Genomic DNA, 16,406 nt, shown 5'->3' on the forward strand with positions numbered 1-16,406 from the left:
GGCCCGGGGCCCAAGCATGCACACAAAAAACGGACATAAAAAAAGAGGCCTGAAGGCCTCTTTTTTTCGTGCAAGGTTGGACTTGCACATCGAACTTGGAGCGGGAAACGAGACTCGAACTCGCGACCCCGACCTTGGCAAGGTCGTGCTCTACCAACTGAGCTATTCCCGCGCTGGAGCAAGAAATAATAGCAGAACATTTCCATTTGTGAAGAGTCTGGGAAGAATTTTTTGCAACTCGACGTAATCCCAGGGGTTAGTAGGGGGAAATGGCACCGCAGCAGCCTTCACGGGCGCATCGCGGGCGACCCGCCACGGTGGCGTCGATCAGGGCCGTTAACGCAACAGTCCGTTCCTTGCGCGGTGATTGGAGTCGCCCGCGCGCCGCCATACATTGGTGCAAGGCGCCAAACGGCGCGAACGCTTAGAAGGAGAGCCTCATGATCGAACGTCGTCCTTTCGCTTCGCTGGGTGGAGCCAACCACGGCTGGCTCGATGCCAAGCATCACTTTTCCTTTGCCAACTACCACGACGGCGGCCGCATGGGCTGGGGTGCGCTGCGCGTATGGAACGACGACACCATCGCCCCGCAGACCGGCTTTCCGCCGCATCCCCATGGCGACATGGAGATCATCACCTATGTGCGCGAGGGTGCGATCACCCATCAGGACAGCCTGGGCAACAAGGGCCGCACCGTGGCCGGCGATGTGCAGGTGATGAGCGCCGGCACCGGCATCACCCACGCGGAGTACAACCTGGAGCAGGACACCACCCGCATCTTTCAGATCTGGATCATCCCCAACCAGCACGGCAATCCGCCGTCATGGGGCACCAAGCCGTTCCCGGTCGGCGATCGTTCGGGGCGCTTCGTGGCCCTCGCCAGCGGCTACGCGGAGGACACCGACGCCCTGCCCTTGCGCACCGATGCGCGCGTGCTCGGCGCGTCGCTCAAGGCGGGCGAATCGGCCGAGTACACGCTAGGCGCCGACCGCTTTGCCTATCTCGTGCCCGCCAAGGGCAAGGTGACGGTGAATGGCGTGGAGGTCGATGCGCGTGATGGCGTGGCTATTCGCAACGAAACCAGCGTGAAGGTAACGGCGCTCGAAGACGCCGAACTCGTGCTGGTGGATGCCGAACCGTAACAGCAACGGGGCACGCGATAGGCGTCGCGTGTCCCATTCACGGCACGGGAAAGCCCGGCGCCACCGTACTTGCTAATCTTCCGCCAGTCCTGGTCGGGAGTTGGCTCATGAACGATGGCATCCACACGATCGATACCGGTTTTGTACGGCCCCATTTCGATGCGGCGTATTTGCTGGTGGAGAACGGACGCGGCGCTTTCATCGATTGCGGCACCAACCACTCCGTGCCGCGCATGCTTGACGCGCTCACACAGAACGGCTTGAGTCCGGCTGACGTCGACTGGCTCATTCTCACCCACGTACACCTGGATCACGCCGGCGGCGCCGGTGAGTTGATGGCGCACTTGCCAAGCGCGCGACTGGTGGTGCATCCACGCGGCGCGCGCCACATGATCGATCCCAGCCAACTCTGGGCAGGCGCCACCGCCGTCTACGGTGAAGAAGTGATGCAGCGCAGCTACGGTCGCCTGCGGCCCGTCGATCCATCGCGCGTGGTGGAGGCGCCAGACGGCCATGTCGTGGACCTTGCCGGGCGCGCCCTGCAATGTCTGGACACACCAGGTCATGCGCGACATCACATGGCGATCCACGATCCGCGCAGCGCCGTTTGCTTTACGGGCGACACGTTCGGTTTGTCCTATCGCGAATTCGACACGGCGCAAGGGCCGTTCATCGTGCCCACCAGCACGCCGGTGCAATTTGATCCGCCGGCACTGCATGCCTCGATTCGGCGCCTTGTCGCGCTGGCCCCACAAGCCATGTACCTGACGCACTACGGTCGCGTGGAAGGCGTGGCCAAGCTCGCTGATGACCTGCACGTGCAGATCGATGCGATGGTGGACATCGCACAAGCCGCCATGCGCGCGCATGACGAATCCGCGGCACGGCACGACGCCATGAAGCGCGACCTCGCCGAACTCTATGCCGCCCGCGCTACCGCGCACGGTTGGTCTGGTGGCCGTGACACCTTGCTGGAACTTCTTGGCATGGATATCGAGCTGAACGCCCAGGGCCTGAGCGTGTGGCTGGACAGCCAGCAGCGTGCACCGCGCTGAATATCGACTAGCGGCAAGCAGCGTCGATCAACTGCTCGGCCACCGTCACCAGTGAGCGTGCAGGCCCTTGCCGCCCAAACAGCTGGCCCGAGGCATACGTGCCCTCCAGCAACAACAGCAGGCCATCGGCGAGGGTCGCCGGGTCCTTGGCGCCCATCGCCTTGGACATCTCCACCAGACGCGCGCGCAACTTGCGCTTGTGCGTCTCGGCCACCTTGCGGGCAGGGTGTTCGTCACCGGGGTATTCCACCACCGCATTGGTGAGGCCGCAGCCACGATAGCCCGTGCGCGTCGCGCGCGCCGCCAGGCCCTGCAGGTAACTCAGCAACTGGGCGCGCACATCCTGCGGATGATCGGCCTTGCCGGCCTCGAAGCAGGCCCAGAACGCTTCTTCGTAATCCCGCAGGTATTCAGCCGCAAGTTCGTCCTTGGAGGCATAGCTGCGATAGAGGCTGGGCTTGGTCACGCCGGCACGACTGACGATTTCCTCCACGCCAATGGCGCGGATGCCCTCCTGATAGAACAGCTCGCGCGCGCTCTGGCGGATACGCTCGGCCGCCTTGGGCGCGGTTGCGGATGGTGCGGACGATGGCGGGCTGACAGGTTGTTTGCGGGTCATGACGGCACACGGTTGACGATGTTACCGATCGGTACGTATGATCTGCCGACACCACGTACCGGTCGGTAACATGACTATACCGCGCACCCGCCCCTTCGGCCAGAAGTACGCCTTCGTCGTTGCCGGCGTGATCTTTCTCGCCCTGCTTGCCGCCGCCGGCGTACGCGCCGCACCCGGCGTGCTGATCCTGCCCTTGGGCAAGGCCTTCGGCTGGAGCCGCGACACCATCTCGCTCTCTGCCGCGCTGGGCATCTTTCTGTACGGCTTGGTCGGGCCGTTCGCCGCGGCGCTCATGCAGGCGGTCGGCATTCGCCGCACCTTGATCGGTGCGCTGGCCCTGATGACGGTCGCCATTGCCGCCAGCGCCTGGATGACTCAACCGTGGCACTTGCTGGTCACTTGGGGCTTGTTATCCGGCCTGGGCTCGGGTTGTGTGGCGGTGGTGCTTGGCGCCACGGTGGTCAATCGGTGGTTCGTCACGCATCGCGGCTTGATGATGGGACTGCTCACGGCCAGTACCGCCACCGGCACGTTGGCGTTCCTCCCCGCGCTCGCCGCCATCGCTGAACACGGCGGTTGGCGGCCGGTGGTGTGGACCGTGGCCGGCGCCTGCGCCGCGCTGATCCCCCTCGCCTGGTGGTTGCTGCCCGAGCGTCCGGCGGATATCGGCCTGCGCCCCTATGGCGCCACCGAGGAACACGCGCCAGAAGCTCCGCGCCGCAATCTATTGGGCATCGCCCTGGGCACGCTAGCCAGCGCCTCGCGGCAGCGTACGTTCTGGTTCCTGTTTGCCACCTTCTTCATTTGCGGCCTCACCACCAACGGGCTGATCGGCACCCACTTCATCGCCATGTGCGGCGACCACGGTATTCCCGAGGTACGCGCCGCCGGCCTGCTGGCCATGATGGGCGCATTCGACCTGGTGGGCACCACGCTCTCCGGCTGGCTGACGGATCGTTACGACCCGCGCAAGTTGCTCTTTGTCTATTACGGGCTTCGTGGCCTATCGCTGATCTGGCTGCCCTACTCCGATTTCTCACTCGCCAGCCTGTCGCTGTTCGGCATGTTCTATGGCCTGGACTGGATCGCCACGGTGCCACCCACACTGAAGCTGGCTACCGAGACCTTTGGCGACCGCGATGCTCCGGTGGTATTCGGCTGGGTGGCCGCCGGCCATCAGATCGGTGCCGCAAGCGCCGCGTTCATGGCGGGCTTTCTACGCACGCAGAATGGTGACTACCTGCAACCCTTCGTCATGGCGGGCGTCAGTGGACTCATCGCCGCCGCGCTGGCCATGCTGATCCGGCGAAACGGCGCGACAGCCACCATCGCGGTAGCGGCGCGCTGATCACGCCAGGCGCGTGCCATTGGGCACGCGTCGCTCCACAGCTGTCAGCACCACGCCATCGTCGGTGGGAAACCCGGTAAGCAGAAACTGTGATCGAAACGGTCCAATCTGCTTTTCGGGAAAGTTGATCACGCCAACGATCTGACGCCCAAGCAGGTCATCGGCCTGGTAGAGCGTGGCGATTTGGGCGCTGGTTTTCTTTTCGCCGTAGGGTCCGAAATCCGCCCATACTTTCCACGCGGGCTTGCGGGCTTCGGGAAACGGCTCCACGCGCGTCACCGTGCCGACCACCATCAGCACCTTTTCAAAATCCGCCCAGGTAATGGGTTCGATGGATTCGCTCATCCTTCCAGCCTCGTCTTGAACCAGTCCTTGCCTTGCTGCCACCAATAACTTGCCTGTGCACCCAGGTAGCCAAACGGGCGATATGTGCGGTCGAGGCCATAGTCCGCAAATTGCTTCCAGCGCTGGTCACCCTGCGCGATAGCGGACGCCAGCAAGCCGCCCGCCGCGCACGTGGGCGCAAGACCATGGCCACCAAACGCCTGCGCCCACCACAGGCCATCGCCACTGCTGCCGATCTGCGGCATCTGGTGGCGGGCGTAACTCATCAGGCCCGACCATGCGTAGTCGACCTGTACACCCTTGAGTTGCGGAAACACCTTGGCAAGATCGTCGCGCAGTAGCGCTTGCACGCCTGCGGGCGAGCGGTCACGCACGGAGATGCGCCCACCCCAAAGCAGGCGCGTATCTGGCAATGGGCGGTAGTAGTCGAAAGCGAAGCGCGTATCGTAGACAGCCGATTGGGTTTCCAGGCATTCGTGCAAACGATCACCCAGCGGTTCGGTCACCATGATGTAGGTGGCGATGGGTAAAATCGCTCGATCGACTTCTTTGCGCAATCCAGCCAGGTAGCCACCACAAGCGAGCACCACCTGCTCCGCTCGCACGCTACCTTGGCTCGTTTCCACGCGCCAACCTCCTGCATCACGCTGCAAACCGGTGACACGGGATTGCTCGTGCACACGAACACCTTGTGAGGCAGCGGCCTTCGCCAGTCCAATGGCGAAGTTGAGTGGATGCAAATGCAGCGCGTTGCGCTCATAAAGGCCGTCGAAGTAGCGCGTGGTATGAATGCGTTGCCGCAATTGCGCCTGAGGTAACCACTCCCATGCCACGCCATAGCGTTCGGCCAATAGCGTTTGCCGCCCGCGCAAGACGGCCGGATCTCGAAACCAGTTGGCCCAGATCACACCCTCGTCCACGACGTCGCAGGGAATGCGGTAATGAGAGGCTAGGTGGCGAATACGCTGCACACCGTCCGTGGTCAATTGGAACAACGCACGCGCATGATCGGCACCGCGCTGATCAAGCAGCGCCTGTTCGCCCAGCGAGTAGCCTGCAAATACAAACCCGCCATTGCGCCCCGACGCACCGAACCCAATCTGCTCGCACTCCACCAGCACCACGTCGCGTATGCCTTGCTCCGCCAGCTCAAGCGCAGTGTGCAATCCGGCAAAGCCCCCGCCGATGATCACCACCTTGGCATCGTTGATGCCCTGCAGCGGCTCGAACGCCTCGTAGGCCGTAGCCGTGGCGCGGTAATAAGAGGCAACCGAGGACAAGGTCATGCCAGGAGCGTGCTCAGGTCGTGGTGTGGCCCGCAAGCATACTCCAGAGGGGCGGACGCTTGGCACTGCTGAACGTCGCGCGGCAACGTGGGCGGCTTTCCATCTGGCTGCCGTTACCCACACCCCCTAGAATGATGCATCTCGTTCGACGTCTAGGGCGACCCTGCGTGCCGCGCGCCCAACACCTCGACGGAGGCCCGTTCGATGGCTTGACGAACAGGAAGATCGAGCGGCACACGCCGCTTGCATTTCAAGCGGCTATTGGAAGGCGTCGTGCTTGGCGCTACGGCACGCCACACGCCTCGATTTACGCGCCACTGGCTCGCTCTGCTGCGCGCGCAGGCGATAGCGACGACGTGCCCTCCATATCAACGGGGCTCCCTTCGTGCACTGTCTTCCAATGGGTACGCAGAACTAGGCGCTGACGTGGCGAAGCCATGACGTATCGGTTGAGACCATCCATGAACCGATCCTGCTGGGTTTTGCTCAGCATCGCAAAGCCCATCAGCAATGGGGCAATCTTTGCCTCGTTTATGACATTCATTCTTTATCTACCTTCCATCGCCGATGCCTGCCACACGTCGGCGGCGACTACCCGCATTGATCCATACATTGGTTTCGACACTCTCCCGCACCTTCGATCTTTATCCAGTGCGATGGAGAACGGGAACATACCGAACGCCATCTAATCAAACGGATGGCAAGCGCAGCTATGGGACATGCCCCAAAATAGGACGCCAGAGGAAACAATGCGCCACCGAGCAGAGAAACGTCTGACGCCCGTGATCGCAAGAACACGAGGGCGGTGACAAGCACGGCCCTCGTGTCCAATACCTACCAACCGTTCACCAGGTATATCGCAAGCCAACGGCACCGTTGAAGCCCTTTCGCTGGGCGTTGTCGGTCGTGCCGACGCTCTTCTGATATCCCAGCGAGCCATACACGGCCAGTCGCTGGAACAATCGACCAGTGACGCCCCCACCGAGCGCTAGCCGCGTAGCCTGCGCATGTAACGGCGCTGAGCCAACGCCGTTATAGGCACTCACCGAATTGCCTCCCGCGTCACGCCAAAGATCCAGAGATACGTAAGGCATCCAAAGATCGCCCTTCGTTGTCTCCACATTCCAGCGGCCACGCACACCCAGCCTGCCGCTCGTGCCATCGGTCGTGCCTAGCGACACCTCCCCCAAGCCGTCTGGTGCATCGAGGAAACGGACTCGCTGCCACACCACCTGTGCCTGCGGCTCAAGAATGAAACTGGACCCTAGTTGCGGAATCGAGAACGGATAACCGAATTCGAGCGAGCCCATGTAGCCCACGCCCTTGGTACTTAGCCTGGCGTTATCTGTGCTGGTGGCTCCGTGTTCGGAGCTGGCCTGCGCTACGGCATCCAGGTACCAATCGCCGGGGCCGTAATGCGTCCAGTAGATGCCGGCCCCCGTTTGGTTGAGATTGATCTGGCCTGTTCTCTGCATCTCGTAGCCGGTGGCATCGGCATTCGTCACCAAGCCATAAGCGCGCACATTGGCGTGTGCGTAAACCAGGTAGGCGCCTGCACGATCCACGTGGCCGGGCCAAAGCTCGCCCTGCCACACGTCCGCGCCTACCTGGATACCCGATAAGGTGCCCTTGGCATTCGGCGCGGCAAAGGCCAGATAGGTGTTGTCGATGTTCTTGCCGAACACGCGTCCCCAGGCAGACGGCCCGTTGTCGCCGCTGCCCAAGCGAGAGGCCAGCAGCGCGCTGTCGCCAATGCGCTGATCCATGGTGCCAAGCGTCAGCATGCCCAGTTCGCGAGCGACCGGCTGCACTAGGCCATAGGTTGCCACCTCCGGCCCGATGATCGGGTAAATCCCAGGCGGCAAAACCTCCGGCGGCGGATCCACTGGCAATTCCGGCTCAGGCGTGCCGGGCAGCTCCGGCTCCGGTGGTGGCTGCCCCGGCTCAGGCGGCACCACGAACTCATTGCGCAGATACCAGTTGTCAGGTGCGGAGCCATCCATATCGCCACGGAACAAACGGTAATCCAGCACCCCGCTGCGCACCTCACCTGCCAATTTGAATGCGCCCGGGTCAGTGGTAGCACCATTCACCGCCGCCACCACCAAAATACCATCGCCACTGGTTGGCTTGCTTTCGGCAGCGGTGTTGTAAACCAGGACACTGGTGGTACCACTCGCGCGGCCGCCGCTTATGATGAGTTGATCGCTCGGCGAGCCATCGCCACCAAGGTAGGTATTCAAGGCCAGCACGCCACCCTGGCCAATGTAGTTTCCATGGACAGTGAAGCTGCCGTATTGAGTGTCTCCAGCTACGGGATTGCCTGGCCACACCGTGCCTTGGTTGTAGAGATCCGCATACAGGTTGGCAAAGCCCGCCAACGTCGCGCCACTGGCTACATTCGCCGTATCCGATTGAATGGAGCCGTTGATGATCAGCGTTCCAGCCAGCGCGTTAGTGTGGCCGGTGTAGGTTTGATCACCCTGTAACACCAAAGCTCCCGACCCCAACTGCGTCAAACTGCCGGTTCCGCTGATCACGTTGGCATAGGTAATGTCATCGGAGCGATCAAAGACAATGGCTCCGGTGTGATTCTGGTGCCCGGCAGAGCAGGGCGCTCCCCTAGAAGGTAGGTCGTCACGATGCAGGGGCACTCCGCCCCCCCCACACGTCACCGGCGATCGTCGACTCGCGTCGGGGCACACGAGCCGTATCTGCGCGGGCCTTGCCGCGATGCCAATTCAAGGCTGCTGCAAGGCTCACTTAGTGATTCGCGCATGAAGTGGAAAAGCGGAGCCCGCGGGACGTCAAGCCGACTCAGCCCGAGTCGACGCCAAAGGGGACTCGGCAGATATGCAGGCATGCCCGGGAGCCGGGCCATCTGCACGGACGAAATGACATCTCGATGGCCAGTGCGCCTCACATGGCCGCATTGCGCCCCTGGCGATCGGGATTGCCGCCCTACGGCGCCCGCGAAATAACACCGGTCCTGCGTGCGTGAAGGAAACGTCAGCGCATTCCGAGGGCCTGCCGCACTGCCCGTTTCGGCACAGTGCGGTAGACCGCATAGGGCTGCCCGTAAGCTACAGGCCGGCCATTAGTTCGCGCACCACGGGCGCCAGCTTGGGATCTTGCAAGGCCATGTGCATCGTGGCGCGCACCAGGCCAGCCTTGTTGCCGCAATCGAAACGGGTGCCCTCGAAGCGATAGGCCAGCACCTTGCCCTGCTCCTTGAGCAGCGCATCGATGGCATCGGTGAGTTGAATTTCACCGCCTGCGCCGGGCTTGGTGGCTTCCAGCAATGGGAAGATACGGCCAGGCAGCACATAACGACCCACCACCGCGAGGTTGGATGGCGCGTCGGCGGGCTTGGGCTTTTCGACCATGTGACGGATCAGCGCACTGCGCTCGTCCACCGGAGTGGCATCCACGATGCCGTACTTGTCGGTGTCGCTCGGCGGAACCTCTTCCACGGCGATGACGCCGGCATCCTGTGCGGCAGAAAGCTCCGCCATCTGCCGCAGCGCGCCCTTGCCCTTGTTCCAGATCAGGTCGTCCGGCAGCACCACACCGAAAGGCTCGTCACCCACCACCGGCTTGGCGCACAGCACGGCATGACCCAGGCCCAGTGCTTCGGGCTGGGTAACGAAGATGGCACGCACGTGCCTGGGCAGCGTGCCCTGCACCAGTGCCAGCAGCTCGTCCTTGCCCTTCTCCTGGAGCTTGGCTTCCAGTTCGTAGGCCTTGTCGAAATAGTCGGCAATGGCGTGCTTGTAGCGATTGGTCACGAAGATCAGCGTGTCCGCACCGGCGTCCACGGCTTCGTCCACGGCGTACTGAATGAGCGGACGATCCAGCACCGGCAACATTTCCTTGGCCACCACCTTGGTGGCCGGAAGAAAGCGCGTACCCAGGCCAGCGACCGGGAAAACCACTTTGCGCAACGGCTTGCTCACTTACTTGTCTCCTGATTCATTGCGGCGCAAGGCCACCACGTTGTCCGGCTGCGGCGCCTCGCTCCAACGGAACGAGGGAAGCAGCTGGGAAACGCAATGGCGCAGCATGTCTTCATCGTAGACGGCTACGGCGTCCGCGGCCTTGGCCATCTGGATGTTCAGCTGATCCCACTTCACTGGGCGGTACTGTGCGAGGAATATTTTCGCGTGCGTGGTCTCGATGTAGTTTTCCAGCGGGTGGAACAATTCTTCGAAAAGCTTCTCGCCCGAACGCAGCCCGGTGTAGACGATAGGCACTTCGGTGCCGGGCTTGCGACCGGCCAGGCGGATCATCTGCTCGGCCAGGTCGCGAATCTTGATGGGTTCACCCATGTCCAACGCGAAGATCTCGCCACCCTTGCCCAGGCTGGCCGCCTGCAGGATGAGCTGGCAGGCCTCGGGAATGGTCATGAAGTAACGCGAGATTTCCGGGTGCGTGATGGTGACTGGCCCGCCATTGCGAATCTGCTGGCGGAACAACGGCACCACGGAACCAGCCGAATCGAGCACATTGCCAAACCGCACGGTGATGAAGTGGGTCTGCGAACGCTCGTTGAGGTTCTGACACCAGATCTCGGCCAGGCGCTTGCAGGCGCCCATGACGCTGGTGGGGTTGACCGCCTTGTCGGTGGAGATGAGCACGAAGCACTCCACGTTATGGCGGTCGGCCAGGTCGGCCACATTGCGCGTGGCGAGCACGTTGTTGCGGAACGCCGAACGCAGCTGCCCCTGCAGCATGGGCACGTGTTTGTAGGCGGCCGCATGGAACACTACCTGCGGCTTGTACTCGCCGAACAGCTTGCGCATGGCCGCCGGGTCGCCGCAATCGGCGAGGATGGCTTCATAGATCAGCTCGGGGTATTCCGAGCGAAGCTCCTGCGAGATCTTGTAGAGATTGAATTCGCTGTTATCCACCACGCACAGCGACTGGGCGCCCAGCCGTGCGACTTGCCGGCACAGCTCGGAGCCGATGGAACCGCCGCCGCCGGTCACCAACACGCGGCGGCCGGTGAGCGTGACGCGGATGGCCGTCCAATCCAGCTCCACTGTGTCGCGACCGAGCAAGTCCTCGATGGCGACCTCTTTGATCTCGTTGAAGTGCGCACGACCGGAGACGACATCCTCAAGCTTGGGCACCGTGCGGTATGGCAGGCCACTGCGGTCGCACAGCTCGACCACGCGGCGCATTTCCTGCGTGCTGGCCGCAGGCATGGCGATCAGCAGCATTTGAGCGGCCACTTCGCGCGCCAGCTCGGGGATTTGGTCCACGCGCCCCAGCACGGGGCGGCCGTTGATGCTGGCGCCGCGCAGGCTTTCCTTGTCGTCGACGAAACCCACCACGGTGTAGCCGTTATCGCGCTGCAAATCGCGCGACAGTGCCTCGCCGGCGCGATCGGCGCCGACAATGAGCACCCGCTGCATCGGCTTGGCCTTGAACAGGTCGACGCGACTGTCCTTCCAGAAGCGATAGGTAAGCCGCGGCGTACCCAGCAGCACCGACAACACCACCGGATACAACAGCAGTACCGAGCGCGGCACATCGTCCAGGCGGTTGTAGAGCATCAGCGCAGCGGCGATGGCGAGCGCGCCGAGTACGGCAGCGCGCAGAATGTTCCACAAGTCTGGCAGGCTGGCGAAACGCCAGACGCCTTTGTACAGCCCTGTCCAGCTGAGCACGGCGCCCTGTACCAGCAGCACCAGGGGAAACTCGAGCACATGGAAGCTGATGCCTGCGGTGTCGATCAAGGCATAGCGCAGGGCCTTGGCCACCCACCAGGCAAGCGCCGCCATCAGCAGGTCGTGGAGCACCACGGCCATGCGAGGATGGATGACGCCGATGAGTTTACGAAGCGACATGTCGGCCCTTGTGCAAAACGCGCCTCAAGCATTGGCGCTTCATGAATATCCAGGCGGCAATCGCTATCAGGTAGGTGCCTGCGAATACAGGTACCGCCCCCGCCGGCCAGTTCCAGGCAACCACGGCCAGAGGCGCCGCGACCACCAGGTTCCATGCCAGATAGCACGCCCCTCCCGTGGCATGCGTGAACCCACTGCGAACCAACCACTGGTAAAGGTGTTCGCGATGCGCAGTGTACCAACGGCGACCGCTTGCCATACGACTTAACAGCGTAAGGGTAGCGTCCGCTACAAAAGATGAACTGAGGATCAAGGCCGGCCACAGCAACCGGGTATCGACTCGCCACAACATAGCTGTCATGGCAAACAAAAGCAGCCCCATGGTGCCGCTACCCACATCGCCCATGAAAATGCGGGCTCGCGGGCGATTAAAGAACCAAAACCCCAGGGCCGCCGCCGCCAGGCACACCGCCGCCACTGCCAAGGACTGCTGCCCGGTCGACAGGGCGAGCAGTCCAAGCCCGGTGCTGACGAAGATCACCTGCTGAGCCAGCAGGCCATCGATGCCGTCCATGAAGTTGTGCAGGTTGATGCTCCACCCGCCGGCCAGGACCAAGATGGGCAGCCACCACCAGGACAATCCATCCAGTGACAACGCCGCGGCAATGAGCCCGGCCGACAGCAGTTGCACGGAGAAGCGGGGTAGTACGGGCAATGGGCGGTGGTCATCCCACCAGCCCACAGCCGCCACCAGCAGGGTGGCCAAGGCGAGCCCCACAACCATGGATAAGGGCCATGGCGCGGCGAATGTACAAAGACTGGGAGGCACCGTCAGCACAGCCGCGACCACGATGCCGATGCCACCGCCGCGTGGCGTGGGAATGGTGTGGGAGCGACGCTGCCCGGGCAGATCCATGATGTTGCGGCGGAGTGCATAGGCAATCGCACCGCGAACAACTACGGTGGCGATCAACAGCGATGCCAGCACCATCCCTAACGCCAGCGCATTGAAACTCATCCGCGCCTCATTCGTTGGCCACACCGTGAATCGGACGGATCGTGCTCCAGCTCTTGCAACTGGGGCACTGCCAGTGGTGCGCCTTGGCGCCGAAACCGCAGCGGCTGCAGCGATACATGGCCTGCCCTTCCAGCAGTTTCTTGGTGAGGTCGCGCAGAATCAGGAAGTTCTCTCGCGCTTCACCTTCCACTTTGTCCATGGTGGCGTCGATCAAGGCCATCAGCCCACGCACTGACGGTCGCTGGCGCAACTGGGAGGTGAGGAAGTCGATGGCCGTACGATCACCGTCGCGCTGCTGGTACAACCGGGTGAGTGCCAGCACCGGCGATATGCCGTGGTAGCGCTCCAGAATGTCGCGCAGGAAATGCTCGGCATGCTCCATCTGCTGAGAGCGGGCATAGCTGTTGAGCAACGGCGGCAGGATCTCGGGCACGAAGGCGATATCCGCTTCGACGGCCTGTTCGTAGACCTTGGCTGCCTCCGTGTGCAGCCCTTCTTCGGCGTAAAGACGACCAGTAAGCATGAAAGCACGCACGCAATCGGACTGACAGGCAAACGCCTGGCGCAGATACTCGCGTGCTTCTTGCCGTGCGCCGTGTTGGCGCGACTGTTCGGCGAGCTCGCAATAGAACTGGGCGATCATGCCCGACTCGTCCTCACCGGTCATGGCCTCCAAGCGACGCGCATGCTCGATGGCTTTGTGCCAATCGCGTTCGTGCTGGTAGATGGCAATGAGGTGGCGCAAGGCGGAGGGCGCATGGGCATCCATGGCCACCAAGTCGGAGAACAAGGTTTCAGCGCGATCCAGCAGGCCGGCGCGCATATAGTCCTCGCCCAGCTCGAGCAGTGCGACGGTCTTCATGGCTTCGGACAAGCCCGGTCGCGACACTAGGTGCTGATGCAGTCGAATGGCCCGATCCACCTCACCGCGTCGACGGAACAGGTTGCCCAGCGCCAGGTGGGTTTCCACGGTGTCGCGGTTGTATTCGGCGAGCTTGAGGAATACCTCGATGGCCTTGTCCTGCTCCTCGTTGAGCAGGTAGTTCAAGCCACGGAAATAATCGGAGGAAAGCTCACTGACTTGCGCACCGGAGCGGCGCGCACCCGCTCGTTTAGCCGTCCACCAACCACTGGCGAAGGCTGCGGGTACAAGCAGGACAAGGACGTAAAGCAGCGCGCTCATGCACCAGCCGCGGACGTCTTGGCCTTGCCTCGCGCCTCGGCCGTCGCTTGGCGACGCAAACGGCGGTGCCGCGTGCTGACCCCGAGCCAGGCTGTGAGGCCACCCAGCAGCCAGCCGATAACCAGCGCCGCCAGAAGTGCCGCGCCTTTGGGTAGCTCCATGCGCGCAAAGCCGAGGTCGTAACCGACCAGATCGGCATTGAGCGCCCCCAGCACGATGCCGGCAGCCACGAATAGCAGGAGAATCAGCGTGACGATCAATCGCATGGCGCGACTTTAACCCATTGCCGCTATGCGGCACAGGCACACGTTTGGCTTAGTTTCAGAAATTGCCAAGAGGTACCGCCCAAACACTGGGGCCGCACGCCACCGCATAAAAAGAAGGCAGGATCGACATACCGTCGCCTGCCTTCCGAAGACTCTGCAGCCCTACCTCGTGAGAGGCATTACTCAAGATTCATATTGACGCGTTCGCGCAGTTCCTTGCCCGGCTTGAAGTGCGGGACATGCTTGCCCGGAAGCGCTACCGCATCGCCGGTCTTGGGGTTGCGCCCCATGCGCGGCGGACGGTAGTGCAGTGCAAAGCTGCCAAAACCGCGGACTTCGATACGCTCGCCATTGGACAGGGCCTGGCTCATCTGCTCGATGACGCTTTTGACGGCCAACTCCACATCGGCGAACGCGAGGTGGGTCTGGCGCCGTGCCAGCGCCTCAATCAATTCGGATTTGGTCATGGGTCCCCAATGTCCGTGACGTGAAACCGCGGGGCGACTGGGCGTCGCCCCGCATTCCTGCTACTACTGCTTAGTCAGCCTTGTTGAGCTGCTCTTTGAGCAGCGCACCGAGCTTCGTCGTGCCGCCGGAGGCGTTCGAGTACTCGGCCATGGCATCGTGCAGTTCTTCTTCGTCCTTCGCGCGGATCGACAGCTGCAGCTGGCGGCCCTTACGGTCCATGCCGGTGAACTTGGCTTCGACCTTGTCGCCCACCTTCAGGTGCTGGGTGGCGTCGTCGATGCGCTCCTTGGCGATGTCGTTGGCGCGCAGGTAACCCTCCACGCCCTCGCCCAGGTCGATCACTGCGCCCTTGGCGTCCACTTCCTTCACGGTGCCATTGACGATGGTGCCGCGCGGGTTGGTGGCCATGAACTGACCGAACGGATCCTGCTCCATCTGCTTGATGCCGAGGGAGATGCGCTCGCGCTCCGGATCCACGGCGAGCACAACGGCTTCGATCTCGTCGCCCTTCTTGAAGTTGCGAACGAGGTCTTCGCCCGAGGCCTGCCAGGAGATGTCGGACAGGTGGACCAGACCGTCGATGCCGCCGTCCAGGCCGATGAAGATGCCGAAGTCGGTGATCGACTTGATCTGACCGGACACCTTGTCGCCCTTCTTGTGCATGGCGGCGAAAGCTTCCCACGGGTTCGAGCGGGTCTGCTTGATACCCAGCGAGATGCGGCGACGCTCTTCATCCACGTCCAACACCATCACTTCGGTCTCGTCGCCGACCTGCACCACCTTGGCCGGGTTGACGTTCTTGTTGGTCCAGTCCATTTCGGACACGTGGACCAGGCCTTCCACGCCCGGCTCGATCTCAACGAAGCAGCCGTAATCGGTGACGTTGGAGACCTTGCCGAACAGGCGGCTGCCGACCGGGTAGCGGCGGGCAATGGCGACCCACGGGTCATCGCCCAGCTGCTTGAGGCCCAGCGAAACGCGGTTGCGCTCGCGGTCGTACTTGAGCACGCGCACATCCAGCTCGTCGCCCACGTTGACGACTTCGGACGGGTGACGCACGCGCTTCCACGCCATGTCGGTGATGTGCAGCAGGCCGTCGATACCGCCCAGGTCCACGAACGCGCCGTAGTCGGTGAGGTTCTTGACCGTGCCCTTGACCACTGCGCCTTCGGTCAGGCGCTCAAGCAGCTTCTCGCGCTCCTCGGAGAACTCGGTCTCGACGACGGCGCGGCGGCTGACCACAACGTTGTTGCGCTTGCGGTCGAGCTTGATGATCTTGAACTCGAGGTCCTTGCCTTCCAGGTAAACCGGATCGCGGACCGGACGCACGTCCACCAGCGAGCCCGGCAGGAACGCACGGACGTCCTTGATGTCGACGGTGAAACCGCCCTTGACCTTGCCGGAGATCTTGCCGGTGATGGTCTCTTCCTTGTCGAAGGCCTGCTCGAGGTCGTCCCACACCATGGAACGCTTGGCCTTCTCACGGGAGAGCTTGGTCTCGCCGAAGCCGTCTTCCAGGGCGTCGAGGGCAACCTTCACCTCGTCGCCAACCTGCACTTCCAGCTCTCCGCTCTCGTCCTTGAACTGCTCGATCGGGACGATGCCTTCGCTCTTGAGGCCAGCGTTGATCACGACGACGTCGTTGCGGATTTCCACAACGATACCCGTGACGATGGCGCCCGGCTTCAGCTTGGAGATGGCCTGTTGGCTCTGTTCAAACAGCTCGGCAAAACTTTCAGTCATGTTGATTCCAGAAATGATAAAAGGCCTTGAGCCCTGTGCGGGCCGTCAAAAGGCTCGTCGCACGGACCGTCGGCCCACCGG

General features: G+C 62.6%; 14 protein-coding genes and 1 tRNA gene. 3 read left to right on the forward strand and 12 right to left on the reverse strand.

Annotated features, from left to right (window positions below):
• Positions 1-96 precede the first annotated feature (96 nt).
• A tRNA-Gly gene (locus tag AC3G2C_RS11130) sits at positions 97-172 on the reverse strand.
• Between the two features lie 268 nt (positions 173-440).
• Here AC3G2C_RS11130 and AC3G2C_RS11135 point away from each other — a divergent pair.
• Both AC3G2C_RS11135 and AC3G2C_RS11140 read left to right on the forward strand, forming a co-directional pair.
• Positions 441-1,142, forward strand: a complete 702-nt coding sequence (locus AC3G2C_RS11135; RefSeq protein WP_488384670.1) for a pirin family protein — start codon at positions 441-443, stop codon at positions 1,140-1,142.
• 107 nt (positions 1,143-1,249) lie between these two features.
• Positions 1,250-2,197 carry an MBL fold metallo-hydrolase gene (locus tag AC3G2C_RS11140; protein WP_488384671.1) on the forward strand — a complete coding sequence of 316 codons (948 nt, stop codon included), beginning with the start codon at positions 1,250-1,252 and terminating at the stop codon, positions 2,195-2,197.
• Positions 2,198-2,204: 7 nt separating this feature from the next.
• Here the strand turns inward: AC3G2C_RS11140 and AC3G2C_RS11145 are convergent, their stop codons facing one another.
• Complete coding sequence (locus tag AC3G2C_RS11145) at positions 2,205-2,816, reverse strand: TetR/AcrR family transcriptional regulator (protein WP_488384672.1); 612 nt, start codon at positions 2,814-2,816, stop codon at positions 2,205-2,207.
• 70 nt (positions 2,817-2,886) lie between these two features.
• Between AC3G2C_RS11145 and AC3G2C_RS11150 the strand changes: the two genes are divergently transcribed.
• Positions 2,887-4,164: an MFS transporter gene (locus AC3G2C_RS11150; protein ID WP_488384673.1), complete on the forward strand. Its 1,278-nt coding sequence runs from the start codon at positions 2,887-2,889 to the stop codon at positions 4,162-4,164.
• Here AC3G2C_RS11150 and AC3G2C_RS11155 read toward each other — a convergent pair whose 3' ends face one another.
• The 10 genes from AC3G2C_RS11155 to rpsA form a co-directional block, all read right to left on the reverse strand.
• A complete protein-coding gene (locus AC3G2C_RS11155) occupies positions 4,165-4,509 on the reverse strand; it encodes a tRNA-binding protein (protein ID WP_488384674.1) in 345 nt (114 codons plus the stop codon).
• Complete coding sequence (locus tag AC3G2C_RS11160; RefSeq protein ID WP_488384675.1) at positions 4,506-5,795, reverse strand: NAD(P)/FAD-dependent oxidoreductase; 1,290 nt, start codon at positions 5,793-5,795, stop codon at positions 4,506-4,508. The genes AC3G2C_RS11155 and AC3G2C_RS11160 overlap by 4 nt, the downstream gene beginning before the upstream one ends.
• A gap of 845 nt (positions 5,796-6,640) precedes the next feature.
• Positions 6,641-8,500 (reverse strand): autotransporter family protein, encoded by a 1,860-nt coding sequence (locus AC3G2C_RS11165; protein ID WP_488384676.1) that lies wholly within the window; start codon positions 8,498-8,500, stop codon positions 6,641-6,643.
• A 378-nt stretch (positions 8,501-8,878) separates the two neighbouring features.
• Positions 8,879-9,751 carry a UTP--glucose-1-phosphate uridylyltransferase GalU gene (gene galU, locus AC3G2C_RS11170; RefSeq protein WP_488384677.1) on the reverse strand — a complete coding sequence of 291 codons (873 nt, stop codon included), beginning with the start codon at positions 9,749-9,751 and terminating at the stop codon, positions 8,879-8,881.
• The gene (locus AC3G2C_RS11175; RefSeq protein WP_488384678.1) at positions 9,752-11,647 is read right to left on the reverse strand and encodes a polysaccharide biosynthesis protein; all 1,896 of its coding nucleotides are present in this window, start codon (positions 11,645-11,647) and stop codon (positions 9,752-9,754) included.
• The gene (locus tag AC3G2C_RS11180; protein WP_488384679.1) at positions 11,634-12,665 is read right to left on the reverse strand and encodes an MraY family glycosyltransferase; all 1,032 of its coding nucleotides are present in this window, start codon (positions 12,663-12,665) and stop codon (positions 11,634-11,636) included. Before AC3G2C_RS11180 ends, AC3G2C_RS11175 begins: the two co-directional genes overlap by 14 nt.
• A gap of 7 nt (positions 12,666-12,672) precedes the next feature.
• Positions 12,673-13,848, reverse strand: a complete 1,176-nt coding sequence (gene lapB / locus AC3G2C_RS11185; RefSeq protein ID WP_488384680.1) for a lipopolysaccharide assembly protein LapB — start codon at positions 13,846-13,848, stop codon at positions 12,673-12,675.
• Positions 13,845-14,114: a LapA family protein gene (locus AC3G2C_RS11190; RefSeq protein WP_488384681.1), complete on the reverse strand. Its 270-nt coding sequence runs from the start codon at positions 14,112-14,114 to the stop codon at positions 13,845-13,847. The genes lapB and AC3G2C_RS11190 overlap by 4 nt, the downstream gene beginning before the upstream one ends.
• Before the next feature lie 179 nt (positions 14,115-14,293).
• Entirely contained in the window at positions 14,294-14,581 is a 288-nt protein-coding gene (locus tag AC3G2C_RS11195) for an integration host factor subunit beta (RefSeq protein WP_488384682.1), read from the reverse strand.
• A gap of 70 nt (positions 14,582-14,651) precedes the next feature.
• Positions 14,652-16,325: a 30S ribosomal protein S1 gene (rpsA, locus tag AC3G2C_RS11200; protein WP_038617080.1), complete on the reverse strand. Its 1,674-nt coding sequence runs from the start codon at positions 16,323-16,325 to the stop codon at positions 14,652-14,654.
• Positions 16,326-16,406 lie beyond the last annotated feature (81 nt).

The sequence above is a fragment of the Frateuria sp. sgz306004 genome, assembly GCF_057750885.1.

Excerpts from the sequence above, each read along its gene's own strand:
- AC3G2C_RS11135 (WP_488384670.1), top strand. The coding sequence starts at position 441 with ATGATCGAACGTCGTCCTTTCGCTTCGCTGGGTGGAGCCAACCACGGC.
- AC3G2C_RS11140 (WP_488384671.1), top strand. The coding sequence starts at position 1,250 with ATGAACGATGGCATCCACACGATCGATACCGGTTTTGTACGGCCCCAT.
- AC3G2C_RS11145 (WP_488384672.1), bottom strand. The coding sequence starts at position 2,816 with ATGACCCGCAAACAACCTGTCAGCCCGCCATCGTCCGCACCATCCGCA.
- AC3G2C_RS11150 (WP_488384673.1), top strand. The coding sequence starts at position 2,887 with ATGACTATACCGCGCACCCGCCCCTTCGGCCAGAAGTACGCCTTCGTC.
- AC3G2C_RS11155 (WP_488384674.1), bottom strand. The coding sequence starts at position 4,509 with ATGAGCGAATCCATCGAACCCATTACCTGGGCGGATTTTGAAAAGGTG.
- AC3G2C_RS11160 (WP_488384675.1), bottom strand. The coding sequence starts at position 5,795 with ATGACCTTGTCCTCGGTTGCCTCTTATTACCGCGCCACGGCTACGGCC.
- AC3G2C_RS11175 (WP_488384678.1), bottom strand. The coding sequence starts at position 11,647 with ATGTCGCTTCGTAAACTCATCGGCGTCATCCATCCTCGCATGGCCGTG.
- AC3G2C_RS11180 (WP_488384679.1), bottom strand. The coding sequence starts at position 12,665 with ATGAGTTTCAATGCGCTGGCGTTAGGGATGGTGCTGGCATCGCTGTTG.
- lapB (WP_488384680.1), bottom strand. The coding sequence starts at position 13,848 with ATGAGCGCGCTGCTTTACGTCCTTGTCCTGCTTGTACCCGCAGCCTTC.
- AC3G2C_RS11190 (WP_488384681.1), bottom strand. The coding sequence starts at position 14,114 with ATGCGATTGATCGTCACGCTGATTCTCCTGCTATTCGTGGCTGCCGGC.
- AC3G2C_RS11195 (WP_488384682.1), bottom strand. The coding sequence starts at position 14,581 with ATGACCAAATCCGAATTGATTGAGGCGCTGGCACGGCGCCAGACCCAC.
- rpsA (WP_038617080.1), bottom strand. The coding sequence starts at position 16,325 with ATGACTGAAAGTTTTGCCGAGCTGTTTGAACAGAGCCAACAGGCCATC.